Origin of the sequence: Streptomyces sp. NPDC059355, assembly GCF_042752335.1 — a bacterium.
GTDB lineage: Bacteria > Actinomycetota > Actinomycetes > Streptomycetales > Streptomycetaceae > Streptomyces.
The window spans coordinates 97,530-121,010 of the sequence record NZ_JBHYXN010000007.1; the positions used below are offsets into that span (position 1 = coordinate 97,530).

Below are 23,481 nucleotides of genomic sequence, written 5' to 3' on the forward strand. Positions count from 1 at the left end.
ACACGGGTCCTTGGCCGGGCGCCGCCGCGCGCGCCCCCCCATGGTTGTGGGGGGGGCCACCCCCTTTAACGGGGGGCCGCGGGTCCTCTTTACCCCGTTAAACTTCCACCCGGCCGACGCGTCTGCCGCGTCACGACTGCGCTCCCCGACGCCTCAGGTAGACCGCTGTCACGGCGTAGAGGGCGGCCACGCTCACGATCAGCGTGACGGACCGCCCGTCCGGGGGGAGCATCAGGGCGGCCACGGCCGCCGCACCCACGAACGCGACGTTGAAGAGCACGTCGTAGACGGAGAACACCCGGCCGCGGAAGTCGTCGTCCACATGGGACTGGATGGCAGTGTCGGTGGAAATCTTCGCGCCCTGGGTGGCGAGGCCCAGCACGAAGGCCGCGGCCAGCATCGGTCCGGGTGTGAAGAACAGGCCGAGCGGGGGCACCAGGACGGCTGCCCCGGCGGAGCAGGCCGTGATCCAGCCGCGGGTCCCCAGCCGGCCCACCATCCAGGGGGTGACGACGGCGGCCGCGAAGAACCCGGCCCCGGAGACGCCGACCGCGATGCCCAGCAGGGCGAGGCCGGCGGACTCGCTGTCCGACCAGGAGTACCGGCAGAGCATGAGCAGCGTCACGAACAGGGCCCCGTAGCAGAAGCGCATCAGGGTCATGGCGGTGAGCGTCTGGGCCGCCTCGCGCCGGGAGGCCAGGTGCCGCAGCCCCTCGACCATGCCCCGGACGGTCAGGGCTACCCCCTGGGCCACCGAGGGGTGGACCCGTCCGGTGGGATGGTCAGGGCCGAGCAGGCCCACGGCCAGGCGCAGTGAGACCAGGGCCGCGCACAGGTAGAGCCCGGCGCCGAGCAGCACGACCGGGGCGTTGGAGTCGGAGGCCAGCACCCGGACGAGGAAGGCGAGTCCCCCGCCGGCGACCGCCGCGAGCGTCCCGGCCGTGGGGGAGAGCGAGTTGGCGGTGACCAGCTGGGCGGGTGCGACGACACGGGGCAGGGAGGCGGCGAGCCCGGCCAGCACGAAGCGGTTGACGGCGGTGACCGACAGGGCCGAGGCGTAGAAGAGCCAGTCGGGGACGTGCGCGACGATCAGCAGGCCCGTGACGCAGGCCAGGACCGCCCGCAGCAGGTTGCCGTAGAGGAAGACCTGGCGGCGGCGCCAGCGGTCGAGCAGCACCCCGGCGAAGGGGCCGATCAACGAGTACGGCAGCAGCAGGACCGCCATGGCCGAGGCGATGGCCGCGGGCGAGGTCTGCTTCTCGGGGGAGAACACCACGTACGTGGCGAGCGCCACCTGGTACACGCCGTCGGCGGCCTGGGAGAGCAGCCGTACGGCGAGCAGGTTGCGGAAGTCCCTCAGGCGCAGGAGTACGCGCAGATCACGTACGACAGGCATGAGGGCAAGGGTCACATACGCGGAGGGTCCCCGGGCACATTGCCCGGGGACCCTCCGCGGAAGAACAGTCGAAGACCAGGTGTCCGAAGACCCGTGGGGTCCGACTTAGCGCTCGACCTCGCCCTTGATGAACTTCTCGACGTTGGCCAGCGCCTCGTCGTCGAAGTACTGCACCGGCGGGGACTTCATGAAGTAGCTCGAAGCCGACAGGATCGGGCCGCCGATGCCGCGGTCCTTGGCGATCTTCGCGGCGCGCACGGCGTCGATGATGACACCGGCGGAGTTCGGGGAGTCCCACACCTCGAGCTTGTACTCGAGGTTCAGCGGGACGTCGCCGAAGGCGCGGCCTTCGAGGCGGACGTAGGCCCACTTGCGGTCGTCGAGCCACGCCACGTAGTCGGACGGGCCGATGTGGACGTTCTTCTCGCCGAGCTCGCGGTCGGGGATCTGCGAGGTGACGGCCTGCGTCTTGGAGATCTTCTTCGACTCCAGGCGGTCGCGCTCCAGCATGTTCTTGAAGTCCATGTTGCCGCCGACGTTGAGCTGCATGGTGCGCTCAAGACGGACACCGCGGTCCTCGAACAGCTTGGCCATCACGCGGTGCGTGATGGTGGCGCCGACCTGCGACTTGATGTCGTCGCCGACGATCGGGACACCGGCCTCGGTGAACTTGTCGGCCCACTCCTTGGTGCCGGCGATGAAGACCGGGAGGGCGTTGACGAAGGCGACCTTGGCGTCGATGGCGCACTGGGCGTAGAACTTCGCCGCGGCCTCGGAGCCGACGGGCAGGTAGCAGACCAGAACGTCGACCTCGCGGTCCTTGAGGACCTGGACCACGTCGACCGGAGCCTCGGCGGACTCCTCGATCGTCATGCGGTAGTACTTGCCCAGGCCGTCCAGGGTGTGGCCGCGCTGGACGGTCACGCCCGCGTTGGGGACGTCGCAGATCTTGATGGTGTTGTTCTCGCTGGCGCCGATGGCGTCCGAAAGGTCGAGGCCGACCTTCTTCGCGTCGACGTCGAACGCGGCGACGAACTCGACGTCGCCCACGTGGTAGTCGCCGAACTGGACGTGCATCAGACCGGGGACCTTGGCCGCCGGGTCGGCGTCCTTGTAGTACTCGACGCCCTGCACCAGCGAGGCGGCGCAGTTGCCCACGCCGACGATGGCTACGCGAACCGAACCCATTCCGGTTGCTCCCTGTTCGTTCTTGGACGAGGCCTGCGAGATGCAGGCCTCACTTTGCAGTTTCGTCGGGCGGACCGGGTCGTCTCCGATCCCGTCCCGCCCGCTCACTCTCGATGAGCTCGTTCAGCCAGCGCACTTCGCGCTCCACGGACTCCATACCGTGCCGCTGCAGCTCAAGCGTGTAGTCGTCGAGGCGCTCCCGCGTACGGGCGAGTGAGGCGCGCATCTTCTCCAGGCGCTCCTCCAGCCGGCTGCGGCGGCCCTCCAGGACCCGCATGCGCACTTCCCGCTCGGTCTGACCGAAGAAGGCGAAGCGCGCGGCGAAGGACTCGTCCTCCCAGGCGTCGGGGCCCGTGTGGGACAGGAGCTCCTCGAAGTGCTCCTTACCCGCTGCCGTCAACCGGTAGACGATCTTGGCGCGGCGCCCTGCGAGTGAAGTGGCGAGAGCGTCTTCCGGGGCGTTGCCCGGTTCTTCGATCAACCAGCCGTTGGCGACCAACGTCTTGAGGCAGGGGTAGAGCGTTCCGTAACTGAACGCCCGGAACACCCCCAGCGAGGTGTTGAGCCGCTTGCGGAGCTCGTACCCGTGCATGGGGGATTCGCGAAGCAGGCCGAGGACGGCGAACTCGAGGATGCCTGAGCGCCTGCTCATCCGCCTGCCTCTCCCTCGCTCCTGAGTTTTATACCGAGCTGATGTATCGGCTCGATACATCCAGACGATAGAACGGGCCGTCTTCGACGACAAGGGGTGACGTGGTGACCGGCATCACATCACTAATTCGCACCAAGCGAGTTGCCTGATTTGGGGTGAACTTCGGCACTGTTCGGGTTTTGAGCGTGCGTAGTCTGTGGGCCATGACAACGGGGGAACCGGAATTCACCTGCCGCTTCCAGGCCACTCGCCTGCCCGAGGAGTAGTCGTTCGATGAGCGAGCACCGCCGCAAACAGCCGCAGCCCGAAGAGGGCGGACGTGCCGCGGCCCGTCGGGCCGCCCAGCAGCGCCCCGGCCGGGGTGCCGGACCCGCACGCGACGTCCCCACGGCGTCGCCCAGCGGACCGTACGCAGAGCCGCCCGGCCACGGCGGCCGGCCCGGCACGCGCCGGGCCGCCCCCCGTGGATCCGGAGGGCGCGGACGCGACGCCGTCGGCGCGGGCCGCCCGGACAAGCGGCTGATCAACTACCCGCGCTCCGACAAGGACGGCTGGCAGCGGTTCGTACCGTCCTGGAAGCTGGTCTGCGGCACGGCCTTCGGCTTCTTCGCCATCGTCACGGCGGGCGCCGGCATCGGCATCGCGTCGGTGAACACCCCCGACCCGAACAAGGCCGCCCAGGCCCAGAACAACGTCTTCTTCTGGGCGGACGGCACCCAGATGGTGGCCACCGGCGGCTCGATGAACCGCCAGATCGTACCCATCGACAAGATCCCCAAGTCGATGCAGAACGCGGTGATCTCCGCGGAGAACGAGTCCTTCGAGACGGACAAGGGCGTCGACCCGATGGGCATCGCCCGCGCCGTGTGGAACATGGCCAAGGGCGGCTCCACCCAGGGTGGCTCGACCATCACCCAGCAGTACGTGAAGAACACGTACCTGGACTCCGACCAGACGCTGAAGCGCAAGGTCACAGAGCTCTTCATCTCGATAAAGCTGGGTGTGTCCGAGGAGAAGGACACGATCCTCGCCGGCTACCTCAACACCGCCTACTACGGTCGTGACGCCTACGGCATCCAGGCGGCCTCGCGGGCCTACTTCGGCAAGGACTGCAAGGACCTCACACCGTCCGAGAGCGCCTTCCTGGCCTCCGTGCTCAAGGGGCCCAACCTCTACAACCCGGACGGCGGCGTCGGTACGGCGGCCACCCCCGAGAAGAACACCGAGCGGGCCAAGGAGCGCTGGGCCTGGGTCCTGGGCCGCGAGGTCGCGGTCGGCCGGATGCAGAAGGCCGAGCGGGACCAGTTCACGGAGTTCCCGAAGATCGTCGACTCCGAGCAGGCCCGTAGCCTGTCCGGTCAGACCGGCTACCTGGTCGACACGGCCAAGAAGTACGTGATGAAGGTCACCGGCCTCACGGCCGAGGAGATGGCCCGCGGCGGCTACCAGATCAAGACCACCTTCCAGAAGCCCAAGGTGGACGCCCTGGTCAAGGCCGTCGAGGACACCCGAAACGACTTCCTGGACGAGAAGGCCCGGCCCGAGTACGACACCTTCGTCCAGTTCGGGGCCGCCTCGGTGGACGTCAAGAGCGGGGCGATCGTGGCCCTGTACGGCGGCCCGGGCATGGACAAGAAGTACTTCAGCAACAACGCCGACACCCTCGGCGTCCCGGTCGGCTCGACCTGGAAGCCGTACGTCCTGGCGGCCGCGATGCAGTACGGCACCCAGAACTCGCACAGCCAGGGCATCTCGGCCGACAGCAAGTACAACGCGAACGACCTGACTGTGATCAACAACCGCGACGGCAAGCCGCTGCGGGACGCCTCGGGCAAGCCGTTCAAGCAGAAGAACGAGAGCGGCTACCCCTACGGCTACGTGACCCTCAACGAGGCGATGGAGAAGTCCATCAACGTGCCGTTCGCGCAGCTCGTCTTCGACGTCGGCCACAACAAGGTCCGGGACGTGGCCGCGGCCACGGGCATCCTCAAGGACTCGATGAACCCGAACAACGACGCCTCGTTCGCCCTCGGCACCTCGACGCCGAGCGCCATCCGCATGGCCGACTCGTACGCCACCTTCGCCGCCTCCGGTACCCACCACGATCCGTTCTCCGTGACCGGCGTCGAGAAGGACGGCAAGGAGCTGCCCGGCTTCGGGACCCCCAAGGAGCAGCGGGCGATGGACGACGCCATCGCCGACAACGTCACCAAGGTGCTGGAGAACGTCGTCGACAACGGCACCGGCACCAAGGTCAGGAAGCTCGGCTTCACCCGGCCCGCCGCCGGCAAGACCGGAACCACCGACCAGAACAAGTCGGCCTGGTTCGTCGGCTACACCCCCGAGCTGTCCACCTCGGTCGCCCTGTTCCGCACCGACCCGAACTCCAAGGACAAGAAGCTCATCTCCATGAACGGCGTGGGCGGCGTCGACTCCATCCACGGTGGCGACATCCCGGCCGCGATCTGGACCGAGTACATGAAGGAAGCCCTCAAGGGCGCCCCGGTCAAGGAGTTCCCGGAGGCCGAGAAGATCGGCGTCACCGCGGACGCCTCCGGTGCCCCTTCGCCGTCCCCGTCCTTCTCCCCGTCGCCCTCCCCGTCGATGCCCTCGCCCTCGGCGAGCTCCTCCCCGCCGGTCTCCCCGTCCCCGTCGAAGGGCGGCAAGCCGACCTGCAAGCCGTGGGAGCTGTACTGCATCCCGGACACCAACGGCGGCACGAACAACGGCAACACCAACGGGGGCCCCGGCGGCGGGACCGGCGGACCCAGCGGATCACCGTCGGGGACTCCGACGGGCAGACCCGGACGTCCCGGCGGCACCAGCTGGGGGACCTCGATGGGCGCCACCGGCTGACCCGCCTCCCCGCGCCCCGGTGAGGGCCGTCGCACACCGTGCGGCGGCCCTCCCGCATGTCCGGCCCCGTACGGCAGGATGAGCGCATGACGAAGGTGCACGAGGACCGGCCCGTACTGCCCACCCAGCAGGACGAGGTCGCCGCGGCCGGCAGTGAGTTCCTCGGCGGCCCGATGGGCCGCTACGCCCGGCTGGGCGGCCACTGGCTGACCCCGGTCCGCGTCGTGGTCCTCGTGGCCCTCGGGATGTTCGCGCTCGGCATGGTGCAGAAGCTGCCCTGCTACGACTGGGCCTGGTTCAGGGGAGCCGGCTCCCAGTACACGCACGCCTGCTACTCCGACATCCCGCACCTGTTCTCCGTACGCGGCTTCGCCGACGGGCTCACGCCCTACTTCGACCGCCTCCCCGGCGACATGGAGTACCTGGAGTACCCGGTCCTCACCGGGCTCTTCATGGAGGTCGCCTCCTGGCTGACCCCGGGCAGCGGCTCCATGCAGCACCGCGAGCAGATGTACTGGATGGTCAACGCGGGGATGCTGATGGCCTGCACCGCGGTCATCGCCGTGTGCGTCGTGCGCACCCACCGCCGCCGGCCCTGGGACGCGCTGCTCTTCGCCCTCGCGCCCGCCTTCGCGCTCACCGCGACGATCAACTGGGACCTGCTGGCCATCGCCCTGACCGCCGCGGGGATGCTCATGTGGTCCCGCGGCCGCACCCTGCTCTTCGGCGTGTTCATCGGCCTGGCCACCGCCGCCAAGCTCTACCCCGTCCTGCTGCTCGGCGTGCTGTTCGTGCTGTGCTGGCGGGCCGGGAAGTGGCGGGCGTTCGGCTCCGCCGTCCTCGGTGCGGCCGTCTCCTGGCTCGTGGTGAACCTGCCCGTCATGATCTACGCCTGGGACGGCTGGAAGAAGTTCTACACGTTCAGCCAGGAACGCCCGATCGACTTCGGCTCGGTGTGGCTGCTCATCTCCCAGCGCTCCGGGAACCCTCTGCAGGACGCCAACACGTACGCCACGGGCCTGACGCTGCTGCTGTGCGCGGGCATCGGCGTGCTGACGCTGACCGCCCCCCGCCGGCCCCGCTTCGCGCAGCTGGCCTTCCTGGTCGTGGCCGCCTTCATCCTGGCCAACAAGGTCTACTCGCCGCAGTACGTGCTGTGGCTCATCCCGCTCGCGGCGCTGGCCCGGCCGCGCTGGCGGGACTTCCTGATCTGGCAGGCCGGCGAGGTCGTGTACTTCCTCGGGATCTGGTTCTACCTGGCCTACACGACCAGCGGGGACAAGCACCAGGGCCTGCCCGTGGAGGGCTACCAGGTGGCGATCGCCGCCCATCTGCTGGCGACCCTCTACCTCTGCGCGGTCGTCGTCCGCGACATCCTGCTGCCCGAGCGGGACGTCGTACGCCGCGACGGATCGGACGACCCGTCCGGCGGCGTCCTGGACGGGGCCGAGGACGTCTTCGTGCTGTCGGACGCAGCGAGGGCGCCGCAGGACGCGGCGCCCTCGGAGGGACAGCGGGTGGAGTGGGGCACGGCCCCCAGGGACTGACCGGTCAGGCGTCGAGTACCCGGTCGAACTGCGTCGTGGTGTGGCGCAGGTGCGCCACCAGCTCGTCGCCGACCTTCGGCTCGGGGGCGTCCGACGGCACGAACAGGATCGACACCTGCATGTGCGGGGGCTCCGCGAACCAGCGCTGCTTGCCCGCCCACACGAACGGCGAGAGGTTCCGGTTCACGGTCGCCAGACCGGCCCGGGCCACGCCCTTGGCGCGCGGCATCACACCGTGCAGGGCCTTGGGAGCCTCCAGGCCCACTCCGTGCGAGGTGCCGCCCGCGACCACGACCAGCCAGCCGTCGGAGGCGGCCTTCTGCTGGCGGTAGCCGAACCGGTCGCCCTTGGCGACGCGCGTGACGTCCAGGACGGCGCCGCGGTACTCGGTCGCCTCGTGATCGCCCAGCCACAGCCGGGTGCCGATCCGCGCCCGGAAGCGGGTCTGCGGGAACTGCTGCTGGAGCCGGGCCAGCTCCTCGGCCCGCAGGTGGCTGACGAACATGGTGTGCAGCGGCAGCCGGGCCGCGCGCAGCCGGTCCATCCAGCCGATGACCTCCTCGACGGCGTCCGAGCCGTCCGGGCGGTCCAGCGGCAGGTGCAGGGCGAAGCCCTCCAGCCGCACGTCCTCGATCGCCGCGTGCAGCTGGCCCAGGTCCTGCTCGGAGATGCCGTGGCGGCGCATCGAGCTCATGCACTCGATCACCACGCGGGCGCCGACCAGGCCGCGGACCCCGTCCAGCGAGGACACCGAGCGGATCACCCGGTCCGGCAGCGGCACCGGCTCCTCGCCCCGCCGGAACGGGGTGAGGACGAGCAGGTCGCCGCCGAAGAAGTCCTTGATGCTGGCGGCCTCGTACGTGGTCCCGACGGCCAGTACGTCGGCGCCCAGCCGGGTCGCCTCCTCGCAGAGCCGCTCGTGGCCGAAGCCGTAGCCGTTGCCCTTGCAGACCGGGATCATCCCGGGGAACTGATCCTGGATCTGCTTCTGGTGCGCACGCCAGCGCGCGGTGTCGACGTAGAGCGTGAGCGCCATGCCCGTCCGGAGCCTCTCTCTAAAAGCTGCCTGTGCAGCGGTGCGGTGTGTGGGGGATGCGGCAGCGGGTCAGCGGCGCGACATGTAGATGTCGAGCGCCTTGTGCAGCACCTTGTTGAGCGGGAAGTCCCACTCGCCGACGTACTCGACGGCCTCGCCGCCCGTACCGACCTTGAACTGGATGAGGCCGAACAGGTGGTCGTTCTCGTCCAGCGTGTCACTGATGCCGCGCAAGTCGTAGACGCTCGCACCGAGCGCGTACGAGTCGCGCAGCATGCGCCACTGCATGGCGTTCGAGGGCCGCACCTCGCGCTTGTGGTTCGCGGAGGCGCCGTACGAGTACCAGACGTGCTGGCCGACGGTGAGCATCGTGGCGGCGGCCAGCGGCTCCCCCTCGTGCTTCGCGATGTACAACCGCATCCGGTTCGGGTCCTCGGAGTTGAGGGCCGTCCACTGGCGCTGGAAGTAGCTGAGCGGGCGCGGGCGGAACTTGTCGCGCTCGGCCGTGACCTCGTACAGCTCCTGCCAGACCGGCAGGTCTTCGTAGCCGCCCTGGACGACCTCGACACCGGCCTTCTCGGCCTTCTTGATGTTGCGGCGCCACAGCTGGTTGAAGCCCTTGAGGACGTCGTCCAGCGAGCGGTTGGCCAGCGGTACCTGGAAGACGTAGCGGGGCTGGACGTCACCGAAGCCGGCGCCGCCGTCCTCGGCCTGCTGCCAGCCCATGCGGCGCAGCTTGTCCGACACCTCGAAGGCGCGGGGCTCGATGACCGAGGCCTCCACGTCGCGCAGGCGCTTCACGTCCGGGTCCTGGATACCGGCCTTGATGGCGGCCGAGTTCCAGCGGCGGATGACGACGGGCGGGCCCATCTTCACGGTGAAGGCGCCCTGCTGCTTGAGATGGGCCAGCATCGGCTGGAGCCATTCCTCCAGATTCGGGGCGTACCAGTTGATGACCGGACCCTCGGGGAGGTACGCGAGGTACCGCTTCACCTTGGGCAGCTGCCGGTACAACACGAGGGCGGCGCCGACCAGTTCGTCGTTCTGGTCGAACCAGCCGAGGTTCTCGGAGCGCCACTCGTTCTTCACGTCGGCCCACGCCGGGACCTGGCAGTGGCTAGCCGAGGGCAGGCTCTGGAGGTATCCCAGATGCTGCTCTCGGCTGATGGTCCTCAGGGACAGGCTCATGCGGGGCGTCTCCTCCGGCGGCTTCGCTGGCTATGGCGCGAAGCCTACTGCGACAAGGGCGCCACCCATCTGGGGGACGGGCCGGGCCCGGGCCGGTGAGTGACCGGCGCCCTGTCGCCGAAGAGCCCCGGTCAGCCCGCCCAGCCGCCGAAGAGACCGCCGTGCGCCATGCCGAGGTAGAAGCCCACGGCCGAGGCGCCAAGCCCGATGATCAGTGCGAAGCGCTCGCGTGTCGTCTCCGAGATGAACTGTCCGTACGCGCCGGTCAGGATGCCGACGAGCCCGGTCCACGAGCTCAGCAGGTGCAGATTGTCGAAGAACCCCGTGACGAACGCCACGATGCCGAGCACCACCGTGGCCACCATGAGGGTGTCCTGCAGCGGATGGGGCTTGCCGTCGGTCGCGAGGAGCGAGATGGAGGACTTGGGTTGCATGGCCTGTGCCATCGGAAGGCACCTCCTGGCTGAAGCAGAGCGGTGCACGGGCGCCTCCGGCAGGGGCCGGGGGCATAGCACCGAGCACACCCGATGAATACAGAGTGTGGCCTCCTCCCGCCGGATTTCAACCGGAAGGAGTCGAGCAGGTAGTCTGTACAGCTGCGCGGTGTCTGCTCACAGACGCCGTGCGCACGCATCACGACCCTCCTGCCACGGAACGACCGTGGCCGCTGAGTCCAAAGGAGGTGGGTTCCACATGCGTCACTACGAAGTGATGGTCATCCTCGACCCCGATCTCGAGGAGCGCGCTGTCTCCCCGCTGATCGAGAACTTCCTCTCCGTCGTCCGTGAGGGCAACGGAAAGGTCGAGAAGGTCGACACCTGGGGCCGTCGTCGTCTCGCTTACGAGATCAAGAAGAAGCCCGAGGGCATCTACTCGGTCATCGACCTTCAGGCCGAGCCTGCGGTCGTCAAGGAGCTTGACCGACAGATGAACCTGAACGAGTCGGTTCTCCGGACCAAGGTCCTTCGCCCCGAGACCCACTGAACTTCGGTTCAGCGGTAATCGGGACCGAGTAGCACAGCAGCCCAGCAGCAATCCCCGCCGAGAGGTTCATCCATGGCAGGCGAGACCGTCATCACGGTCGTCGGCAATCTCGTCGACGACCCCGAGCTGCGCTTCACCCCCTCGGGTGCGGCGGTCGCGAAGTTCCGTGTCGCGTCCACCCCCCGCACCTTCGACCGTCAGACCAATGAGTGGAAGGACGGCGAGAGCCTGTTCCTGACCTGCTCGGTGTGGCGGCAGGCGGCCGAGAACGTCGCCGAGTCCCTTCAGCGAGGCATGCGCGTCATCGTGCAGGGCCGGCTGAGGCAGCGGTCGTACGAGGACCGTGAGGGTGTCAAGCGCACGGTCTACGAGCTGGACGTCGAGGAAGTCGGCCCCAGCCTGAAGAACGCCACGGCCAAGGTCGCCAAGACCACCGGTCGCGGTGGCCAGGGCGGATACGGCGGCGGCGGTCAGCAGCAGGGCGGCGGCGGTGGCTGGGGCGGAGCCCCCAGCGGCGGCGCCCCGCAGGGCGGCGGAGCTCCCTCCGACGACCCGTGGGCGTCCAGCGCGCCGGCCGGCGGCCAGCAGCAGGGCGGCGGGGGCGGCTGGGGCGGAAGCTCCGGCGGCTCCAGCGGCTCCGGCGGTTCCAACGGTGGCTACTCGGACGAGCCTCCCTTCTAGGGAAGCTCGCATCCCCACTTCTTGATCACACAGGAGAGACACAATGGCGAAGCCGCCTGTGCGCAAGCCTAAGAAGAAGGTCTGCGCGTTCTGCAAGGACAAGACCGCGTACGTGGACTACAAGGACACGAACATGCTGCGGAAGTTCATTTCCGACCGTGGCAAGATCCGTGCCCGCCGCGTTACCGGCAACTGCACGCAGCACCAGCGTGACGTCGCCACGGCCGTCAAGAACAGCCGTGAGATGGCGCTGCTGCCCTACACGTCCACCGCGCGATAAGGAAAGGGTGACCGAACAATGAAGATCATCCTGACCCACGAGGTCTCTGGCCTCGGCACCGCCGGCGATGTCGTCGACGTCAAGGACGGTTACGCTCGCAACTACCTGGTCCCGCGTGGTTTCGCGATCCGCTGGACCAAGGGTGGCGAGAAGGACGTGGCGCAGATCCGCCGCGCCCGCAAGATCCACGAGATCGCGACCATCGAGCAGGCCAACGAGGTCAAGGCCAAGCTCGAGGGCACGAAGGTCCGTCTGGCCACCCGCTCGGGTGACGCCGGCCGTCTCTTCGGCTCCGTGACCCCGGCCGACATCGCCACGGCGATCGAGGCTTCCGGTGGTCCGAAGGTCGACAAGCGCCGCGTCGAGCTGGCTGCCCCGATCAAGACCCTCGGTTCGTACCAGGTCTCCGTGCGTCTGCACGCTGAGGTCGCCGCGAACGTGGGCGTCGAGGTCGTCGCCGCCTAAGTGCTGCGAGCGAAGGGCCGCACCCCTGTGGGGGTGCGGCCCTTCGTCGTTTCCGGGACCGCCGGTCGATGTTTCACGTGAAACATCGACCCGAGGGTCAGCGGGTCGCCCCTGCGACCAGCCAGCGGCCGGAGCGGGCGCGCAGCTGCAGGGTGGCCATCCGGACCAGCATCATCAGGGTCATGGCCCACCACAGCGTGGTGAGACCGCCGCCGAGGGCCGGGACGAGCAGGGCGGCCGGGGTGAACACGGCGAGCGTCAGGAGCATGGCCCAGGCCAGGTAGCGGCCATCGCCCGCACCCATCAGGACCCCGTCGAGCACGAAGACGATGCCGCACACGGGCTGGGAGATCGCCACGACCAGCAGGGCGGGCAGCAGGGCATGCTCGACCACTGGGTCGCCGGTGAAGAGCGGGATGAAGACCGGGCGGGCCGCGACCACCAGTGTGCCGAGGACGATTCCGGAGGCGATCCCCCACTGCACCATGCGGCGACAGACGGCCTTGGCTCCTTCGGTGTCGCCGGCGCCCAGGTAGCGGCCGATGATGGCCTGCCCGGCGATGGCGATCGCGTCGAGGGCGAAGGCGAGCAGGCTCCACAGGGAGAGCAGTATCTGGTGGGCCGCGATGTCCGCGTCGCCGAGCCGCGCGGCGACGGCGGTCGCGATCATCAGCACGGCGCGCAGGGACAGCGTGCGCACGAGCAGCGGGACGCCGGCCTGTGCGCAGGCCCGGATGCCCGCGGGGTCGGGGCGCAGGGACGCCTCGTGCGTACGGGCTCCGCGGACGACCACGAAGAGGTAGGCGCCGGCCATGGCGCACTGGGCGATCACCGTGCCCCAGGCGGAACCGACGATGCCGAAGCCGGCTCCGTACACGAGGGCGACGTTCAGGGCCGCGTTGAGGGCGAAGCCCGCGATGGCGACGTAGAGCGGTGTGCGGGTGTCCTGGAGGCCGCGGATGACGCCGGTGGCGGCCAGCACCATCAGCATGGCCGGGATGCCGAGGGCGGAGATGCGCAGGTACGCGACCGCGTACGGGGCGACAGTGTCGGAGGCTCCGAAGACGGAGACCAGCCAGGGCGCCGTCGGCAGCAGGACGGCGACGACGACGGCGCCGATCAGGAGGGCGAGCCAGATGCCGTCCACGCCCTGCCGGATGGCTGCCCGGAGGTCTCCCGCGCCGACCCGTCGGGAGACGGCGGCGGTGGTGGCGTAGGCGAGGAAGACGAAGGCGCTGACGGCGGTGGTGAGCAGGGCCGCGGCGATACCGAGGCCGGCCAGCTGGGGAGTGCCGAGGTGCCCCACGATGGCGCTGTCGGCCATCACGAACAGGGGTTCGGCGACGAGCGCGCCGAAAGCCGGGACGGCGAGCGCGAGTATCTCGTGGTCGTGCCGTCTCGGGGCAGGCTTCAGCGGGGCGATGGCCTGTGTCATGCGCTCAATCTAATCTTCCACAGGTAATGGATGCAATGGTCTTTGGATCCTTACCTGCGACTTGGTTCACACGTTCTCGGCACCCCATTGGAGGCGATCTCGGAACTGGTGCGAAGAAATTTCTCCCCCACAGCCGGTGGAGGAAGAAATTGCAGGTCAGGATGGGTAGATGGGTAGGCCAGGTGATTTTGTCCACAGCACCGTCCCCCGGTCCGTGCACAGCTTCCGGCGACTTACCCACAGCATTGGGTCGGTCATCCACATCTCATCCACACAGCCTGTGGATAACAAGATTGGCTGACGTCGCTCTCGGCCCTACCGTTGTGCGTTGCCCGACTCGCCGACGGCGGTTCCGGGTGCCCCACATGTCAGAGCCGTGCCATAGAAAGAGTGGCACGGCGAGGTCCGCGTTGCGGACGGGAGGAGGTGGCCCGGTGAGTATGCCCGAGCCCACGGACGACCCCTGGGCCGACAGCGGTCCGGGTGACCGTCTGCCCGCCCGTCCGCGCCGAAACGGCGACAGCCGGGGCCGCGGGGACGAACAGCACGACCGGGGCCGCGAGGGCGGCTCCTGGGACGGCGGTGGCGGCGGCTTCGAGCGCGTCCCCCCGCAGGACCTCGACGCCGAGCAGTCCGTGCTCGGCGGCATGCTGCTGTCCAAGGACGCCATCGCGGACGTCGTCGAGGTCATCAAGGGCCACGACTTCTACCGGCCCTCGCACGAGACGATCTACCAGGCGATCCTCGACCTGTACGCCAAGGGCGAGCCGGCCGACCCGATCACCGTCGGCGCCGAGCTGACCCGCCGCGGCGAGATCAGCAAGGTCGGCGGGGCCTCCTACCTGCACACGCTCGTCCAGTCGGTGCCGACCGCGGCGAACGCCGAGTACTACGCGGAGATCGTCCACGAGCGGGCGGTCCTCCGGCGTCTGGTCGCCGCCGGTACGAAGATCACGCAGATGGGATACGCGGCGGACGGCGACGTCGACGAGATCGTCAACAGCGCCCAGGCCGAGATCTACGCCGTCACCGAGCAGCGGACCTCCGAGGACTACCTGCCGCTGGGCGACATCATGGAGGGTGCGCTCGACGAGATCGAGGCCATCGGATCGCGCAGCGGCCAGATGTCCGGCGTCCCCACCGGTTTCACGGACCTCGACTCGCTGACCAACGGACTGCACCCGGGCCAGATGATCGTCATCGCGGCCCGACCCGCCATGGGCAAGTCCACGCTCGCGCTCGACTTCGCGCGGGCCTGCTCCATCAAGAGCAACCTGCCCAGCGTGATCTTCTCCCTCGAAATGGGGCGCAACGAGATCGCGATGCGCCTCCTGTCGGCGGAGGCCAGGGTCGCCCTGCACCACATGCGCTCCGGCACCATGACGGACGACGACTGGACCCGGCTGGCCCGCCGGATGCCGGACGTCTCGGCCGCCCCGCTCTACATCGACGACTCCCCGAACCTGTCGATGATGGAGATCCGGGCGAAGTGCCGGCGCCTCAAGCAGCGCAACGACCTCTCGCTCGTGGTCATCGACTACCTGCAGCTGATGCAGTCGGGTGGATCGCGCCGTCCCGAGAGCCGCCAGCAGGAGGTCTCGGACATGTCCCGAAACCTCAAGCTGCTGGCCAAGGAGCTCGAGGTGCCGGTGATCGCGCTGTCCCAGCTGAACCGTGGTCCCGAACAGCGCACCGACAAGAAGCCGATGGTCTCCGACCTGCGTGAGTCCGGCTCGATCGAGCAGGACGCCGACATGGTGATCCTTCTGCACCGTGAGGACGCGTACGAGAAGGAGTCGCCCCGTGCGGGCGAGGCGGACCTGATCGTGGCGAAGCACCGTAACGGTCCGACGGCGACGATCACCGTCGCCTTCCAGGGCCACTATTCGCGGTTCGTGGACATGGCCAACACGTAGCATCCGATCATGGATGCCGTATCTGAAGACCTGGATCTGCTCCCTGCGACCCGGCGTGCGTTGAGGCACCGGATCGCCGTCGCGCAGAGCGAAGGACGGGCGCCCTCGGTGGTGGCGGCCGTCGCCCGCGGCGGCGAGGTGGTCTGGGAGGGCTCCCGGACCTCCGTCGAGGGGCACGGGCCGGACGGGAACGTGCAGTACCGGATCGGCTCGATCAGCAAGACCTTCACCGCGGTGCTGGTGATGCGCCTGCGGGACGAGGGCCTGGTGCGCCTTGAGGACCCGCTGGAGAAGCACCTGGCGGGGACCGGCGCGGGAGAGGTGACCATCGCCCAACTTATGGCCCACACGGCTGGGTTGGCGGCGGAGACGCCGGGCGAGTGGTGGGAGCGCACGCCTGCGGCGCTGCGGCCCGAACTCGCGGACGTGTTGGGTGAGGAGCCCTTCCGCTTCCGGCCGGGCCGACGGCACCACTACTCCAACCCGGGCTACACGCTGCTGGGTTCACTCGTGGAGGCCGTGCGCGGAAAGCCGTGGGAAGAGGTGCTCCGGGCCGAGGTGCTGGAGCCGCTCGGTCTGGACCGTACGACGGCGCACCCGCAGGCTCCGCACGCGGGCGGCTGGGCGGTGCATCCGTGGGCCGACGTGATGATGCCGGAGCCTCTGGAGGATCTGGGGCTGATGGCCGCTGCCGGACAACTCTGGTCCAGTACGCGTGACTTGGCGCGGTTCGCGGTGTTCCTCGGCCAGGGTGACGAGCGGGTGCTGAGCGCGGAGACGGTACGTGAGATGCGGACGCCGGCCGCGCCGCCGGAGCAGGGGCTCGCCGAACTCGGCTACGGGCTCGGCATGCAGTTGACGAACGTCGGCGGGCGCCGGCTCGCCGGCCACACCGGTTCGCTGCCCGGCTTCGTCGCGGGGCTGTGGCTGAGTGAGGCGGACGACGTGGCGGCCGTGGTCCTGGCGAACTGCACATCAGGGCTGCCCGCCGCGACGGTGGCCGCTGAGCTCGTGGCGATCGTCGCGGATGCGGAGCCGCGGTTCCCGCAGCCGTGGCGGCCGTTCCGGGAGGCCGATCCGGTCGCCCTGGACCTGTGCGGCCCCTGGTACTGGGGTACGTCGCCGCAGGTGCTGCGGCTGAACGCGGATGGTCTGCTGGAGCTCGCGCCGGTGGGGGCGACGGGTCGGGCGGCCCGGTTCCGGGCGGGGCCCGGCGGAAGCTGGACCGGAATCAACGGCTACTACGCGGGGGAGACCCTGCGGGCGGTGCGGCGCGAGGACGGTTCGGTGAGCCATCTCGACCTGGGCTCGTTCGTGTTCACGCGGGAGCCTTACGACGCACAGGCCCCCGTGCCCGGCGGGGTGGACCCGCAGGGCTGGCGGGGCATCGGCTAGGCCGACTCAGGCAACGAGTTCGCGTTCCAGCGGAGTGCGGAAGCGCGGGGTGATGCGGGCCTCGCCCACCCATCCGGCGAGGCGGGCCGCTTCGGCGGCGACGGCGTCCTCGGCGGCGCGGCCGCGATCACCCAGCAGCCGCCAGACGATCTCCCCGTCCGCGCGCTGGGCCCAGCCGCCGACGATCTCACCGTTCCACCAGACCGTGGGGCCGATGTTGCCGGCGTAGTCGAAGAGCGCGGGCCGGTGGGCGGGGTCGAGGTGGAAGCCCCGGTCGGCCCAGCCCATTGCGCTGGGGTCCAGGCCGGGCAGCAGTGCGGCCCAGGGCTCCGGGGCGGGTTCGGGCACGGTGTCGCCGGGTCCGACCAGGGCGATGGTGGCGTCTTCGAGGCGGACCTGGTCGGGGCCGACGAGGGCGAGGGCTTTGCGGACGTCGGTGAGGGTCCAGCCCGTCCACCACTTGAGGTCCGCCTCCGTGGCCGGTCCGTAGGCGCGCAGCCAGCGGCGGGCGATCTCGGCGCGTGCCTCGGCCGCCGGTACGGCCGGCCAGGTCTCGGTGTGCACCCAGCGGAACTGGCTGGAGGTCCACGATCCGCGCGGCCGATCGCGGCGGATCCGGCCGTCGGCGGCCAGGAGGCGGATCACCCGGGTGGCGACGCCGGTCTCGGCCTCGTACTTCTTGCCCCGGCCGACGGTGATCTTCCGGCGCAGCGCCGGCACGGCCGCGGAGAGCTGGCTGCCGGTGCAGGGGCCCTGGGCGTCGAGGACATCGAGCGCGGCGGTCTCCGCTCCGGCCAGCCACTCGGCGTCGAGACCCTGACCGTCCTCGTCGAGGTGCTTGAGCAGGGTTCGGCGCTCCTTGACGGCGATGCCCCGGGCGGTGGAGGAGTCCACGTACGGGGCCAGTTCGCCGGAGACGGCGAAGAGCGTCCTGCGCATGCTGAGCAGTCGGACGAGGGAGACGTCCTCGTACAGGGCCTGTTCGACGACTTCGGGGCCGCCTTCCGCGAGCCGGGCGCGAGCCGAGAGGAACAGGGTCGCGGCATCGGTGGCGTGCAGGGCGACGACGGCGTCCGCGGCTTCGGCGACCGTGGAGACATGTGCCGAGGGAGCCAGGCGGTGTCTGCGTCCGAGCCGGTGGCGGCGCTCGGCGGTGGTGACGAGGGGGAGGCTGGGGCTCATCCTCCCGATCGTAGGCCGGGCCGCAGATACCGGCCCGGCCTGCCGTGCGGACGATCAGAGGGACAGCTTGAACCCGACGTGGGACGCGGTGAACCCGAGCCGCTCGTAGAAGCGGTGGGCATCGGTGCGGGTCACGTCCGAGGTGAGCTGCACGAGTCGGCAGTTCTCACGGCGGGACTCCTCGATGGCCCATTGGATGAACCGTGTCCCCAGGCCGCTGCCGCGTTCGTCGGCGTGGACGCGGACACCTTCGATGATCGAGCGCGTGGCTCCCTTGCGGGACAGCCCGGGGACGATGGTGAGCTGGAGGGTGCCCACGACGCGGCCCTCGCGGACCGCGACGACCACGTGCTGGTGGGGGTCATCGGACAGGCGTCTGAACGCCGCGAGGTACGGGGTGAGGTCGTCCGGTGATTCGCGCGTGGCGCCGAGCGGGTCGTCCGCCAGCATGGCGACGATGGCGGGCAGGTCCTCCTCGGTGGCGGGGCGGATCGCCGACTCGTCGAGATCGGTCATGGAGAGGTTCCTTCCTCGGCCCGTCACTCTCAGCCCGCCGCCACGGTGAGCGGGGCCCAGCGGCGGGTCCAGTCGCCGGGCAGTCCCGGGATGTCGCGGGTCATGACGGCGTTGAACGCCACGGAGTCGAGGCCACGGTCCTTGAGCCAGACGAGCAGCTCTTCGTGGCGTACGTCGATATCGGTGCGCAGCGGGCGGTCGGTGGCGGCGGCGAGCGCCGTGATGAGGGCCCGGGCGCCGGCTGTGTCATGCGCGATCAGCGGCCCGATCACATGGGTCTCCATGTTGGGCCAGATCGCGGCGTAGCCGACGAGCTCGCCCCGCCCGTCCTCGGCGACCAGCAGCCGGTCCGCGAAGGCGGGAAGCCGCGTGATCATGTGCGTCCGGTCCGAGCCGAAGACCTCGGTGTCCAGGCGGACGATCCGCGGGATGTCCTCGCCGGTCGCCGGCCGGACCGCCACCGAGCCCGACTCGGGCGCCTGGTCCGAGGGCTCTGTACGGAAGGTGCCCCGGAGCATCTCCGCACGGCCGGTGGTGTCGAAGCCGAGCTCTTCGTAGAGGGGGCGGCCGTAGGGGGTGGCGTGAAGGGTGAGCGGGATCCCCTTGAGAGCGTCGTCGCAGATGTACGTCATGAGGCGGCGGCCCAGGCCTTGGCGGGCGTAGCGCTCGGCAACGAGGACCATCCCGATGGCGGCCAGCTCCGGGCCGGTGTGGGTGTGCCCGTACGAGGTGACGACGCAGGCGGCCGCGAGTCCTTGCCCATCGGGAGCATCGATGCCGTAGCCGTTGCCCGCGGCGAGAAGCAGCCCCCACTTGTGGTCCTCGCGCGGCCACCCGCGGTCTTCGGAGAGGTCGGCGCAGTGGCGGAGATCATCCACGGTCAGCGCACGGATCGGCAGGTCGGTGAGGTGTGGTGGTGTCACGGGCCCAGACTGGATCATCAGCCGGGGGGCGTCCAGAGGATTTGGGCTCAATGTTTCACGTGAAACATCGCGATGTCTCTCTGGGCCGTGGTGCGAGGTGGCTCGGTGGGAGCGGGCGATGTTTCACGTGAAACATCGCTAGCCTCGTCTTCCATGACCCTCCTTCACCTCTTCGATCTCGACGGAACGCTGATGTACGGCTCGGCCGCACCGGTCGAGATCTCCCGACAGCTGGGCCTGAGTACGGAGATCGCCGAGCTGGAGCGGGCGTTCGGTGCGCAGGAGATAGGGCCCCACGAGTTCTCGGTGGCGGCGCATGCGCTGTGGGCGGGGCTGACCCCCGCGCACGTCCGGGCGGCGTTCGACGGAGCCCCGTGGCTGACGGGGATCCGCGAGGTGTGGCGGGAGATCAGGGAGCGTGGGGACTACTGCGCGGTGGTGTCGTTGTCGCCGTCGTTCTTCGTGGAACTGCTGCTGGAGTGGGGCGCGCATGCCGCACACGGCTCGGCCTTCCCCGAGGTGCCCTTCACCCGGCCCGTGGAAGCGGCCGGGATCCTGACGCCCGAGGGCAAGGTCACGGTGGCGGACCGGCTCTGCGCACAGTTCGGAGTGAGTCGGGCCGACTGCGTCGCGTACGCGGATTCGGCGACCGACGCGGTGCTCTTCGAAGCGGTTTCGGTGTCCGTGGCGGTCAACGCACGCCCGTTCCTGGCGGAACGGGCGACACACGTCTACCAGGGCCGGGACCTGCGCGAGGCATATCAGCTGGTCGGGGCGGCACGCCCGGAAGTCCAAGCATCTTAAGAGGAAAGTGGGTTCGAAACGCGGACTTTCCGGGTTTTCCCGCGAGTGGTTGGGGGCGACTGGCAGTCTCTGAGGCCCGGAACCACGGATTCGAAGGCCGTGGCGTGCTTACCGACCGAGATGTTCGAAGCGAGGCACCGCATGGACGCTCCGCCCACCAGATCGGCCAGACGGACGGCCCGGATACCGTCCGGGGGCGGTGAGGCCGAGCCCTCCCCGGACGCGGTGCTCATCCGCCGGACCCTCGAAGAGGTCGCTCCCATCGCCGACAGGGTGACCTCGTATTTCTATGCCCTGGTGTTCACCGGGCACCCGGAGGTGCGGGGCATGTTCCCGGCCGCCATGGACGCACAGCGAGACCGGCTGCTGAAGGCGCTGCTGACCGCCGCCGAGCACATCGACGACCCGGAGGTGCTCGTCCCGTACCTGCGCCGGCTGGGCGCCGGGCACCGGAAGTACGGGACGATGGCCGGGCACTACCCGGTGGTGGGTGAGGCCCTCATCGGCGCCCTGTCCCGGTACGCGCAGCAGACCTGGGGGCCGGAGACGCAGGCCGCGTGGGTGCGGGCTTACACCGTGATGTCCCAGACCATGATCGACGCGGCGGCGGAGGACGAGGTGAAGAGCCCCGCGTGGTGGCACGCGGAGGTGGTCTCGCATGATCTGCGCACCCCGGACATCGCGGTGCTCACCGTCCGCCCCGACCAGCCGTATCCTTTCCTCGCAGGCCAGTACACGAGCCTGGAGACTCCGTGGTGGCCCCGGGTGTGGCGGCACTACTCGTTCGCCTCGGCACCGCGCGCCGACGGGCTGCTGTCCTTCCACGTCAAGGCCGTTCCGGCGGGCTGGGTGTCCAACGCGCTGGTGCGGCACGCCCGGCCCGGTGATGTGTTGCGACTCGGGCCGCCGGCCGGGTCGATGGTGGTGGACCACACCACCGACAACGGGATGCTGTGCCTGGGCGGCGGGACCGGCATCGCCCCGATCAAGGCACTGATCGAGGACGTGGCGGAGCACGGCGAGCGCCGCCCGGTGGAGGTGTTCTTCGGGGCGCGCAGCGACGGCGGCCTGTACGACAAGGACACTCTGCTGGGGCTGCAGCGCTCGCACCCGTGGCTGTCGGTGCGCCCGGTGGTGGGCGAGGGCCTCGCCGGCCAACTTCCCCAGGCAGTCGGCGAACACGGGCCGTGGAGCTCGTACGACGCGTTCGTCTCGGGGCCGCCCGCGATGATCCGCAGCGGCGTGAACGAGCTCAAGCGCATCGGGATTCCCGGTGACCGGATCCTCTTCGACGCGGTGGAGGAGCTGGTGGGCGCCGCGGGCTGAGACCCGGGCCGACAGACCGGAGCCCGGGCCCCGGCCGGTTGGCCCGGGCCGAAGCGACCCGGGCCAACAGACCGAAGACAGGGCCGGGATCAGCCCAGGTCGGGGGCGTGCATGGCGCGTACGCCTTCGATGTTGCCGTCGAGGTAGTGCCTCAGGGACAGCGGGACGAGATGGACGGCGGCGATGCCGACCCGGCTGAACGGCACACGGACGATCTCGTACTCACCCGCGGGCTCGTCGATTTCGGGGCCGTGCCGCTGGCTCGGGTCCATGGATTCGAGGTGGCAGACGAAGAAGTGCTGCACCTTCACTCCGGTCACCCCTCCGTCGGCGATGTGCTCGACGGTGTCGACGAAGCAGGGCACCACATCGGTGATCTTCGCCCCGAGCTCCTCGTGGAGCTCTCGGTGGAGGGCGTCGACGACGGTGGCGTCCGAGGACTCCACTCCCCCGCCGGGGGTGAGCCAGTACGGATCGACGCCGGGCTTCGTGCGCTTGATGAGGATCAGGTCGTCACCGTCGAGCAGGATCGCGCGGGCGGTGCGTTTGACCACGGGACGTTCGGTCATGGGAGAAGAGTGGCCCAGACGGCGGTGTCTGAAACGCGAGTGGGCGAAACGCGCCGTACACCGGAAGCGGAGCCTCACCAGTGGGCGGCGGCGCGCAGCAGCCGGTCGTGCGCACGGGCGAGGTGGGCGAGGGCGAGGCTGCCGGTCCGTACGGCGAGGAACCAGGTGCGCAGCGGCGGTACGGGTGGCTCCAGCAGGGCGACGATCTGCCCGCGGTCGAGGGCGTCCTGGCACAGATACCGAGGCAGGACGGCCAGTCCGGCGCCGGCCCGGACGCACTCCAGTACGGCACGGAGGTCGGGGGCGACGACGGTGGCGGCCTCGGGCCGGGTGCCGGGCCGGGTCTCGAAGACGGCGGCCCAGTAGCGGGCGACGAGCGGCAGCGTCTCGTGGACCTCGACGAGCGGAATGCCGTCGAGGGCGGCGGGGCCTGCCTCGCGCAGCCGGTCCGGATCGACGAGCGCCGCCCAGTAGGGCGCGGCGACCAGGACGTGCTCCTCGTCGCACAGGGCGGTCGCGCTGAAGAGTCCACCGCGCGGGCGGGCGGTGGTGACGACGAGGTCGTGGTGGCCGGCGGCGAGCCCGTCGAGGGCCTCCTCGGCTCCTGCCTGGAGGACGGTGCGCAGGGTGTGGCCCTGTCCGACGAGCGGGGCCAGGGCGGGCAGGACGCGCATGCACAGGAACTCGGGCGGACCGGCGAGGTGCAGCGTGCGTAACGCGCCGGCGGCTTCGCGTTCCGCCTCGGTTATCCGCAGCAGGGCGTCGAGGTGGGGGGCGGCCTTGTGGGCGAGTTCGTCGCCCACGGCGGTGGGGGTGACCCCGCGGGCACGGCGGTGGAACAGCGGACGGCCCAGCTGGCGTTCGAGCGTGCGGATCTGTGACGTGACGGCGGGCTGCGACAGCCCGAGGAGCGCGGCGGCCCGGGTGAACGAGCCCGCCCGGTGGACGGCGACGAAGGTGCGCAACAGGGCCAGGTCCATGAAGGCCCCTCTCGGTGGGGCCTTCAACTATAAATATGCCGATAGGCCCCTGTCGTTACCGTGATTGGACTCTGACGTTGAGTCAACTAGCCTTGTGTGCGTGGTTCTTCGCGCGGAACCCGGAGCGGTCCGAGCCACCAGGGGGGAGGCTCGGACCGCTCG

Annotated in this window: 22 protein-coding genes; 10 read left to right on the top strand and 12 right to left on the bottom strand. The window is 69.8% G+C overall.

The window, feature by feature from the left end; genetic code table 11:
- Positions 1-130: 130 nt before the first annotated feature.
- The 3 genes from ACFXGI_RS09305 to ACFXGI_RS09315 all read right to left on the bottom strand — a co-directional run bounded on the left by ACFXGI_RS09305 (position 131) and on the right by ACFXGI_RS09315 (position 3,236).
- On the bottom strand, positions 131-1,396 hold the full coding sequence (locus ACFXGI_RS09305; RefSeq protein WP_384704827.1) for an MFS transporter: 1,266 nt from the start codon (positions 1,394-1,396) through the stop codon (positions 131-133).
- 105 nt (positions 1,397-1,501) lie between these two features.
- Positions 1,502-2,584, bottom strand: coding sequence for an inositol-3-phosphate synthase (locus ACFXGI_RS09310; protein ID WP_384704828.1), 1,083 nt, complete (start codon positions 2,582-2,584; stop codon positions 1,502-1,504).
- 49 nt (positions 2,585-2,633) lie between these two features.
- Positions 2,634-3,236 (bottom strand): PadR family transcriptional regulator, encoded by a 603-nt coding sequence (locus ACFXGI_RS09315; protein WP_030857740.1) that lies wholly within the window; start codon positions 3,234-3,236, stop codon positions 2,634-2,636.
- A 273-nt stretch (positions 3,237-3,509) separates the two neighbouring features.
- Here ACFXGI_RS09315 and ACFXGI_RS09320 point away from each other — a divergent pair, with 273 nt between their 5' ends.
- Positions 3,510-6,092: a transglycosylase domain-containing protein gene (locus ACFXGI_RS09320; RefSeq protein WP_384704829.1), complete on the top strand. Its 2,583-nt coding sequence runs from the start codon at positions 3,510-3,512 to the stop codon at positions 6,090-6,092.
- 86 nt (positions 6,093-6,178) lie between these two features.
- Entirely contained in the window at positions 6,179-7,639 is a 1,461-nt protein-coding gene (locus tag ACFXGI_RS09325) for a glycosyltransferase family 87 protein (protein ID WP_384704830.1), read from the top strand.
- Between the two features lie 4 nt (positions 7,640-7,643).
- Here ACFXGI_RS09325 and ACFXGI_RS09330 read toward each other — a convergent pair whose 3' ends face one another.
- From ACFXGI_RS09330 to ACFXGI_RS09340, 3 genes are all read right to left on the bottom strand, one after another.
- Positions 7,644-8,675 carry an alanine racemase gene (locus ACFXGI_RS09330; RefSeq protein WP_030857746.1) on the bottom strand — a complete coding sequence of 344 codons (1,032 nt, stop codon included), beginning with the start codon at positions 8,673-8,675 and terminating at the stop codon, positions 7,644-7,646.
- 69 nt (positions 8,676-8,744) lie between these two features.
- Positions 8,745-9,863, bottom strand: coding sequence for a peptidoglycan bridge formation glycyltransferase FemA/FemB family protein (locus tag ACFXGI_RS09335; protein ID WP_030857748.1), 1,119 nt, complete (start codon positions 9,861-9,863; stop codon positions 8,745-8,747).
- Between the two features lie 131 nt (positions 9,864-9,994).
- Positions 9,995-10,309 carry a hypothetical protein gene (locus ACFXGI_RS09340; RefSeq protein WP_384704831.1) on the bottom strand — a complete coding sequence of 105 codons (315 nt, stop codon included), beginning with the start codon at positions 10,307-10,309 and terminating at the stop codon, positions 9,995-9,997.
- Between the two features lie 247 nt (positions 10,310-10,556).
- Between ACFXGI_RS09340 and rpsF the strand changes: the two genes are divergently transcribed.
- The 4 genes from rpsF (at position 10,557) to rplI (ending at position 12,273) form a co-directional block, all read left to right on the top strand.
- Complete coding sequence (rpsF, locus tag ACFXGI_RS09345) at positions 10,557-10,847, top strand: 30S ribosomal protein S6 (RefSeq protein ID WP_004950685.1); 291 nt, start codon at positions 10,557-10,559, stop codon at positions 10,845-10,847.
- A 72-nt stretch (positions 10,848-10,919) separates the two neighbouring features.
- Positions 10,920-11,528, top strand: a complete 609-nt coding sequence (locus ACFXGI_RS09350; protein WP_384704832.1) for a single-stranded DNA-binding protein — start codon at positions 10,920-10,922, stop codon at positions 11,526-11,528.
- Positions 11,529-11,571: 43 nt separating this feature from the next.
- Positions 11,572-11,808: a 30S ribosomal protein S18 gene (gene rpsR / locus ACFXGI_RS09355; RefSeq protein ID WP_005315025.1), complete on the top strand. Its 237-nt coding sequence runs from the start codon at positions 11,572-11,574 to the stop codon at positions 11,806-11,808.
- 18 nt (positions 11,809-11,826) lie between these two features.
- Positions 11,827-12,273, top strand: a complete 447-nt coding sequence (rplI, locus tag ACFXGI_RS09360; RefSeq protein WP_030153214.1) for a 50S ribosomal protein L9 — start codon at positions 11,827-11,829, stop codon at positions 12,271-12,273.
- A 97-nt stretch (positions 12,274-12,370) separates the two neighbouring features.
- Here the strand turns inward: rplI and ACFXGI_RS09365 are convergent, their stop codons facing one another.
- Entirely contained in the window at positions 12,371-13,708 is a 1,338-nt protein-coding gene (locus ACFXGI_RS09365) for an MATE family efflux transporter (RefSeq protein ID WP_384704833.1), read from the bottom strand.
- Positions 13,709-14,148: 440 nt separating this feature from the next.
- Here ACFXGI_RS09365 and dnaB point away from each other — a divergent pair, with 440 nt between their 5' ends.
- Together dnaB and ACFXGI_RS09375 are read left to right on the top strand one after the other, a co-directional pair.
- Positions 14,149-15,624: a replicative DNA helicase gene (gene dnaB, locus ACFXGI_RS09370; protein ID WP_384704934.1), complete on the top strand. Its 1,476-nt coding sequence runs from the start codon at positions 14,149-14,151 to the stop codon at positions 15,622-15,624.
- A 9-nt stretch (positions 15,625-15,633) separates the two neighbouring features.
- Positions 15,634-17,019 carry a serine hydrolase domain-containing protein gene (locus ACFXGI_RS09375; protein ID WP_384704834.1) on the top strand — a complete coding sequence of 462 codons (1,386 nt, stop codon included), beginning with the start codon at positions 15,634-15,636 and terminating at the stop codon, positions 17,017-17,019.
- A gap of 6 nt (positions 17,020-17,025) precedes the next feature.
- Here the strand turns inward: ACFXGI_RS09375 and ACFXGI_RS09380 are convergent, their stop codons facing one another.
- Genes ACFXGI_RS09380 through ACFXGI_RS09390 form a run of 3 tightly spaced genes read right to left on the bottom strand, consistent with a single transcriptional unit; the run spans position 17,026 to position 19,640 of the window.
- Positions 17,026-18,201, bottom strand: a complete 1,176-nt coding sequence (locus ACFXGI_RS09380) for a winged helix DNA-binding domain-containing protein (protein ID WP_384704835.1) — start codon at positions 18,199-18,201, stop codon at positions 17,026-17,028.
- Positions 18,202-18,255: 54 nt separating this feature from the next.
- Positions 18,256-18,717, bottom strand: a complete 462-nt coding sequence (locus ACFXGI_RS09385; RefSeq protein WP_384704836.1) for a GNAT family N-acetyltransferase — start codon at positions 18,715-18,717, stop codon at positions 18,256-18,258.
- Between the two features lie 29 nt (positions 18,718-18,746).
- A complete protein-coding gene (locus ACFXGI_RS09390; RefSeq protein WP_384704837.1) occupies positions 18,747-19,640 on the bottom strand; it encodes a GNAT family N-acetyltransferase in 894 nt (297 codons plus the stop codon).
- Positions 19,641-19,793: 153 nt separating this feature from the next.
- Here ACFXGI_RS09390 and ACFXGI_RS09395 point away from each other — a divergent pair, with 153 nt between their 5' ends.
- Together ACFXGI_RS09395 and ACFXGI_RS09400 are read left to right on the top strand one after the other, a co-directional pair.
- The gene (locus tag ACFXGI_RS09395) at positions 19,794-20,444 is read left to right on the top strand and encodes an HAD family hydrolase (RefSeq protein ID WP_384704838.1); all 651 of its coding nucleotides are present in this window, start codon (positions 19,794-19,796) and stop codon (positions 20,442-20,444) included.
- A 141-nt stretch (positions 20,445-20,585) separates the two neighbouring features.
- Entirely contained in the window at positions 20,586-21,770 is a 1,185-nt protein-coding gene (locus ACFXGI_RS09400; protein ID WP_384704839.1) for a globin domain-containing protein, read from the top strand.
- An 89-nt stretch (positions 21,771-21,859) separates the two neighbouring features.
- Here the strand turns inward: ACFXGI_RS09400 and ACFXGI_RS09405 are convergent, their stop codons facing one another.
- Together ACFXGI_RS09405 and ACFXGI_RS09410 are read right to left on the bottom strand one after the other, a co-directional pair.
- Positions 21,860-22,339, bottom strand: a complete 480-nt coding sequence (locus ACFXGI_RS09405; protein WP_030857770.1) for an NUDIX domain-containing protein — start codon at positions 22,337-22,339, stop codon at positions 21,860-21,862.
- Between the two features lie 74 nt (positions 22,340-22,413).
- Positions 22,414-23,319 carry a LysR family transcriptional regulator gene (locus ACFXGI_RS09410; protein ID WP_384704840.1) on the bottom strand — a complete coding sequence of 302 codons (906 nt, stop codon included), beginning with the start codon at positions 23,317-23,319 and terminating at the stop codon, positions 22,414-22,416.
- Positions 23,320-23,481 lie beyond the last annotated feature (162 nt).

Coding starts and splice junctions, on each gene's coding strand:
- ACFXGI_RS09305 (WP_384704827.1), bottom strand. CDS start 1,396: ATGCCTGTCGTACGTGATCTGCGCGTACTCCTGCGCCTGAGGGACTTC.
- ACFXGI_RS09310 (WP_384704828.1), bottom strand. CDS start 2,584: ATGGGTTCGGTTCGCGTAGCCATCGTCGGCGTGGGCAACTGCGCCGCC.
- ACFXGI_RS09315 (WP_030857740.1), bottom strand. CDS start 3,236: ATGAGCAGGCGCTCAGGCATCCTCGAGTTCGCCGTCCTCGGCCTGCTT.
- ACFXGI_RS09320 (WP_384704829.1), top strand. CDS start 3,510: ATGAGCGAGCACCGCCGCAAACAGCCGCAGCCCGAAGAGGGCGGACGT.
- ACFXGI_RS09325 (WP_384704830.1), top strand. CDS start 6,179: ATGACGAAGGTGCACGAGGACCGGCCCGTACTGCCCACCCAGCAGGAC.
- ACFXGI_RS09330 (WP_030857746.1), bottom strand. CDS start 8,675: ATGGCGCTCACGCTCTACGTCGACACCGCGCGCTGGCGTGCGCACCAG.
- ACFXGI_RS09335 (WP_030857748.1), bottom strand. CDS start 9,863: ATGAGCCTGTCCCTGAGGACCATCAGCCGAGAGCAGCATCTGGGATAC.
- ACFXGI_RS09340 (WP_384704831.1), bottom strand. CDS start 10,309: ATGGCACAGGCCATGCAACCCAAGTCCTCCATCTCGCTCCTCGCGACC.
- rpsF (WP_004950685.1), top strand. CDS start 10,557: ATGCGTCACTACGAAGTGATGGTCATCCTCGACCCCGATCTCGAGGAG.
- ACFXGI_RS09350 (WP_384704832.1), top strand. CDS start 10,920: ATGGCAGGCGAGACCGTCATCACGGTCGTCGGCAATCTCGTCGACGAC.
- rpsR (WP_005315025.1), top strand. CDS start 11,572: ATGGCGAAGCCGCCTGTGCGCAAGCCTAAGAAGAAGGTCTGCGCGTTC.
- rplI (WP_030153214.1), top strand. CDS start 11,827: ATGAAGATCATCCTGACCCACGAGGTCTCTGGCCTCGGCACCGCCGGC.
- ACFXGI_RS09365 (WP_384704833.1), bottom strand. CDS start 13,708: ATGACACAGGCCATCGCCCCGCTGAAGCCTGCCCCGAGACGGCACGAC.
- dnaB (WP_384704934.1), top strand. CDS start 14,149: ATGCCCGAGCCCACGGACGACCCCTGGGCCGACAGCGGTCCGGGTGAC.
- ACFXGI_RS09375 (WP_384704834.1), top strand. CDS start 15,634: ATGGATGCCGTATCTGAAGACCTGGATCTGCTCCCTGCGACCCGGCGT.
- ACFXGI_RS09380 (WP_384704835.1), bottom strand. CDS start 18,201: ATGAGCCCCAGCCTCCCCCTCGTCACCACCGCCGAGCGCCGCCACCGG.
- ACFXGI_RS09385 (WP_384704836.1), bottom strand. CDS start 18,717: ATGACCGATCTCGACGAGTCGGCGATCCGCCCCGCCACCGAGGAGGAC.
- ACFXGI_RS09395 (WP_384704838.1), top strand. CDS start 19,794: ATGACCCTCCTTCACCTCTTCGATCTCGACGGAACGCTGATGTACGGC.
- ACFXGI_RS09400 (WP_384704839.1), top strand. CDS start 20,586: ATGGACGCTCCGCCCACCAGATCGGCCAGACGGACGGCCCGGATACCG.
- ACFXGI_RS09405 (WP_030857770.1), bottom strand. CDS start 22,339: ATGACCGAACGTCCCGTGGTCAAACGCACCGCCCGCGCGATCCTGCTC.
- ACFXGI_RS09410 (WP_384704840.1), bottom strand. CDS start 23,319: ATGGACCTGGCCCTGTTGCGCACCTTCGTCGCCGTCCACCGGGCGGGC.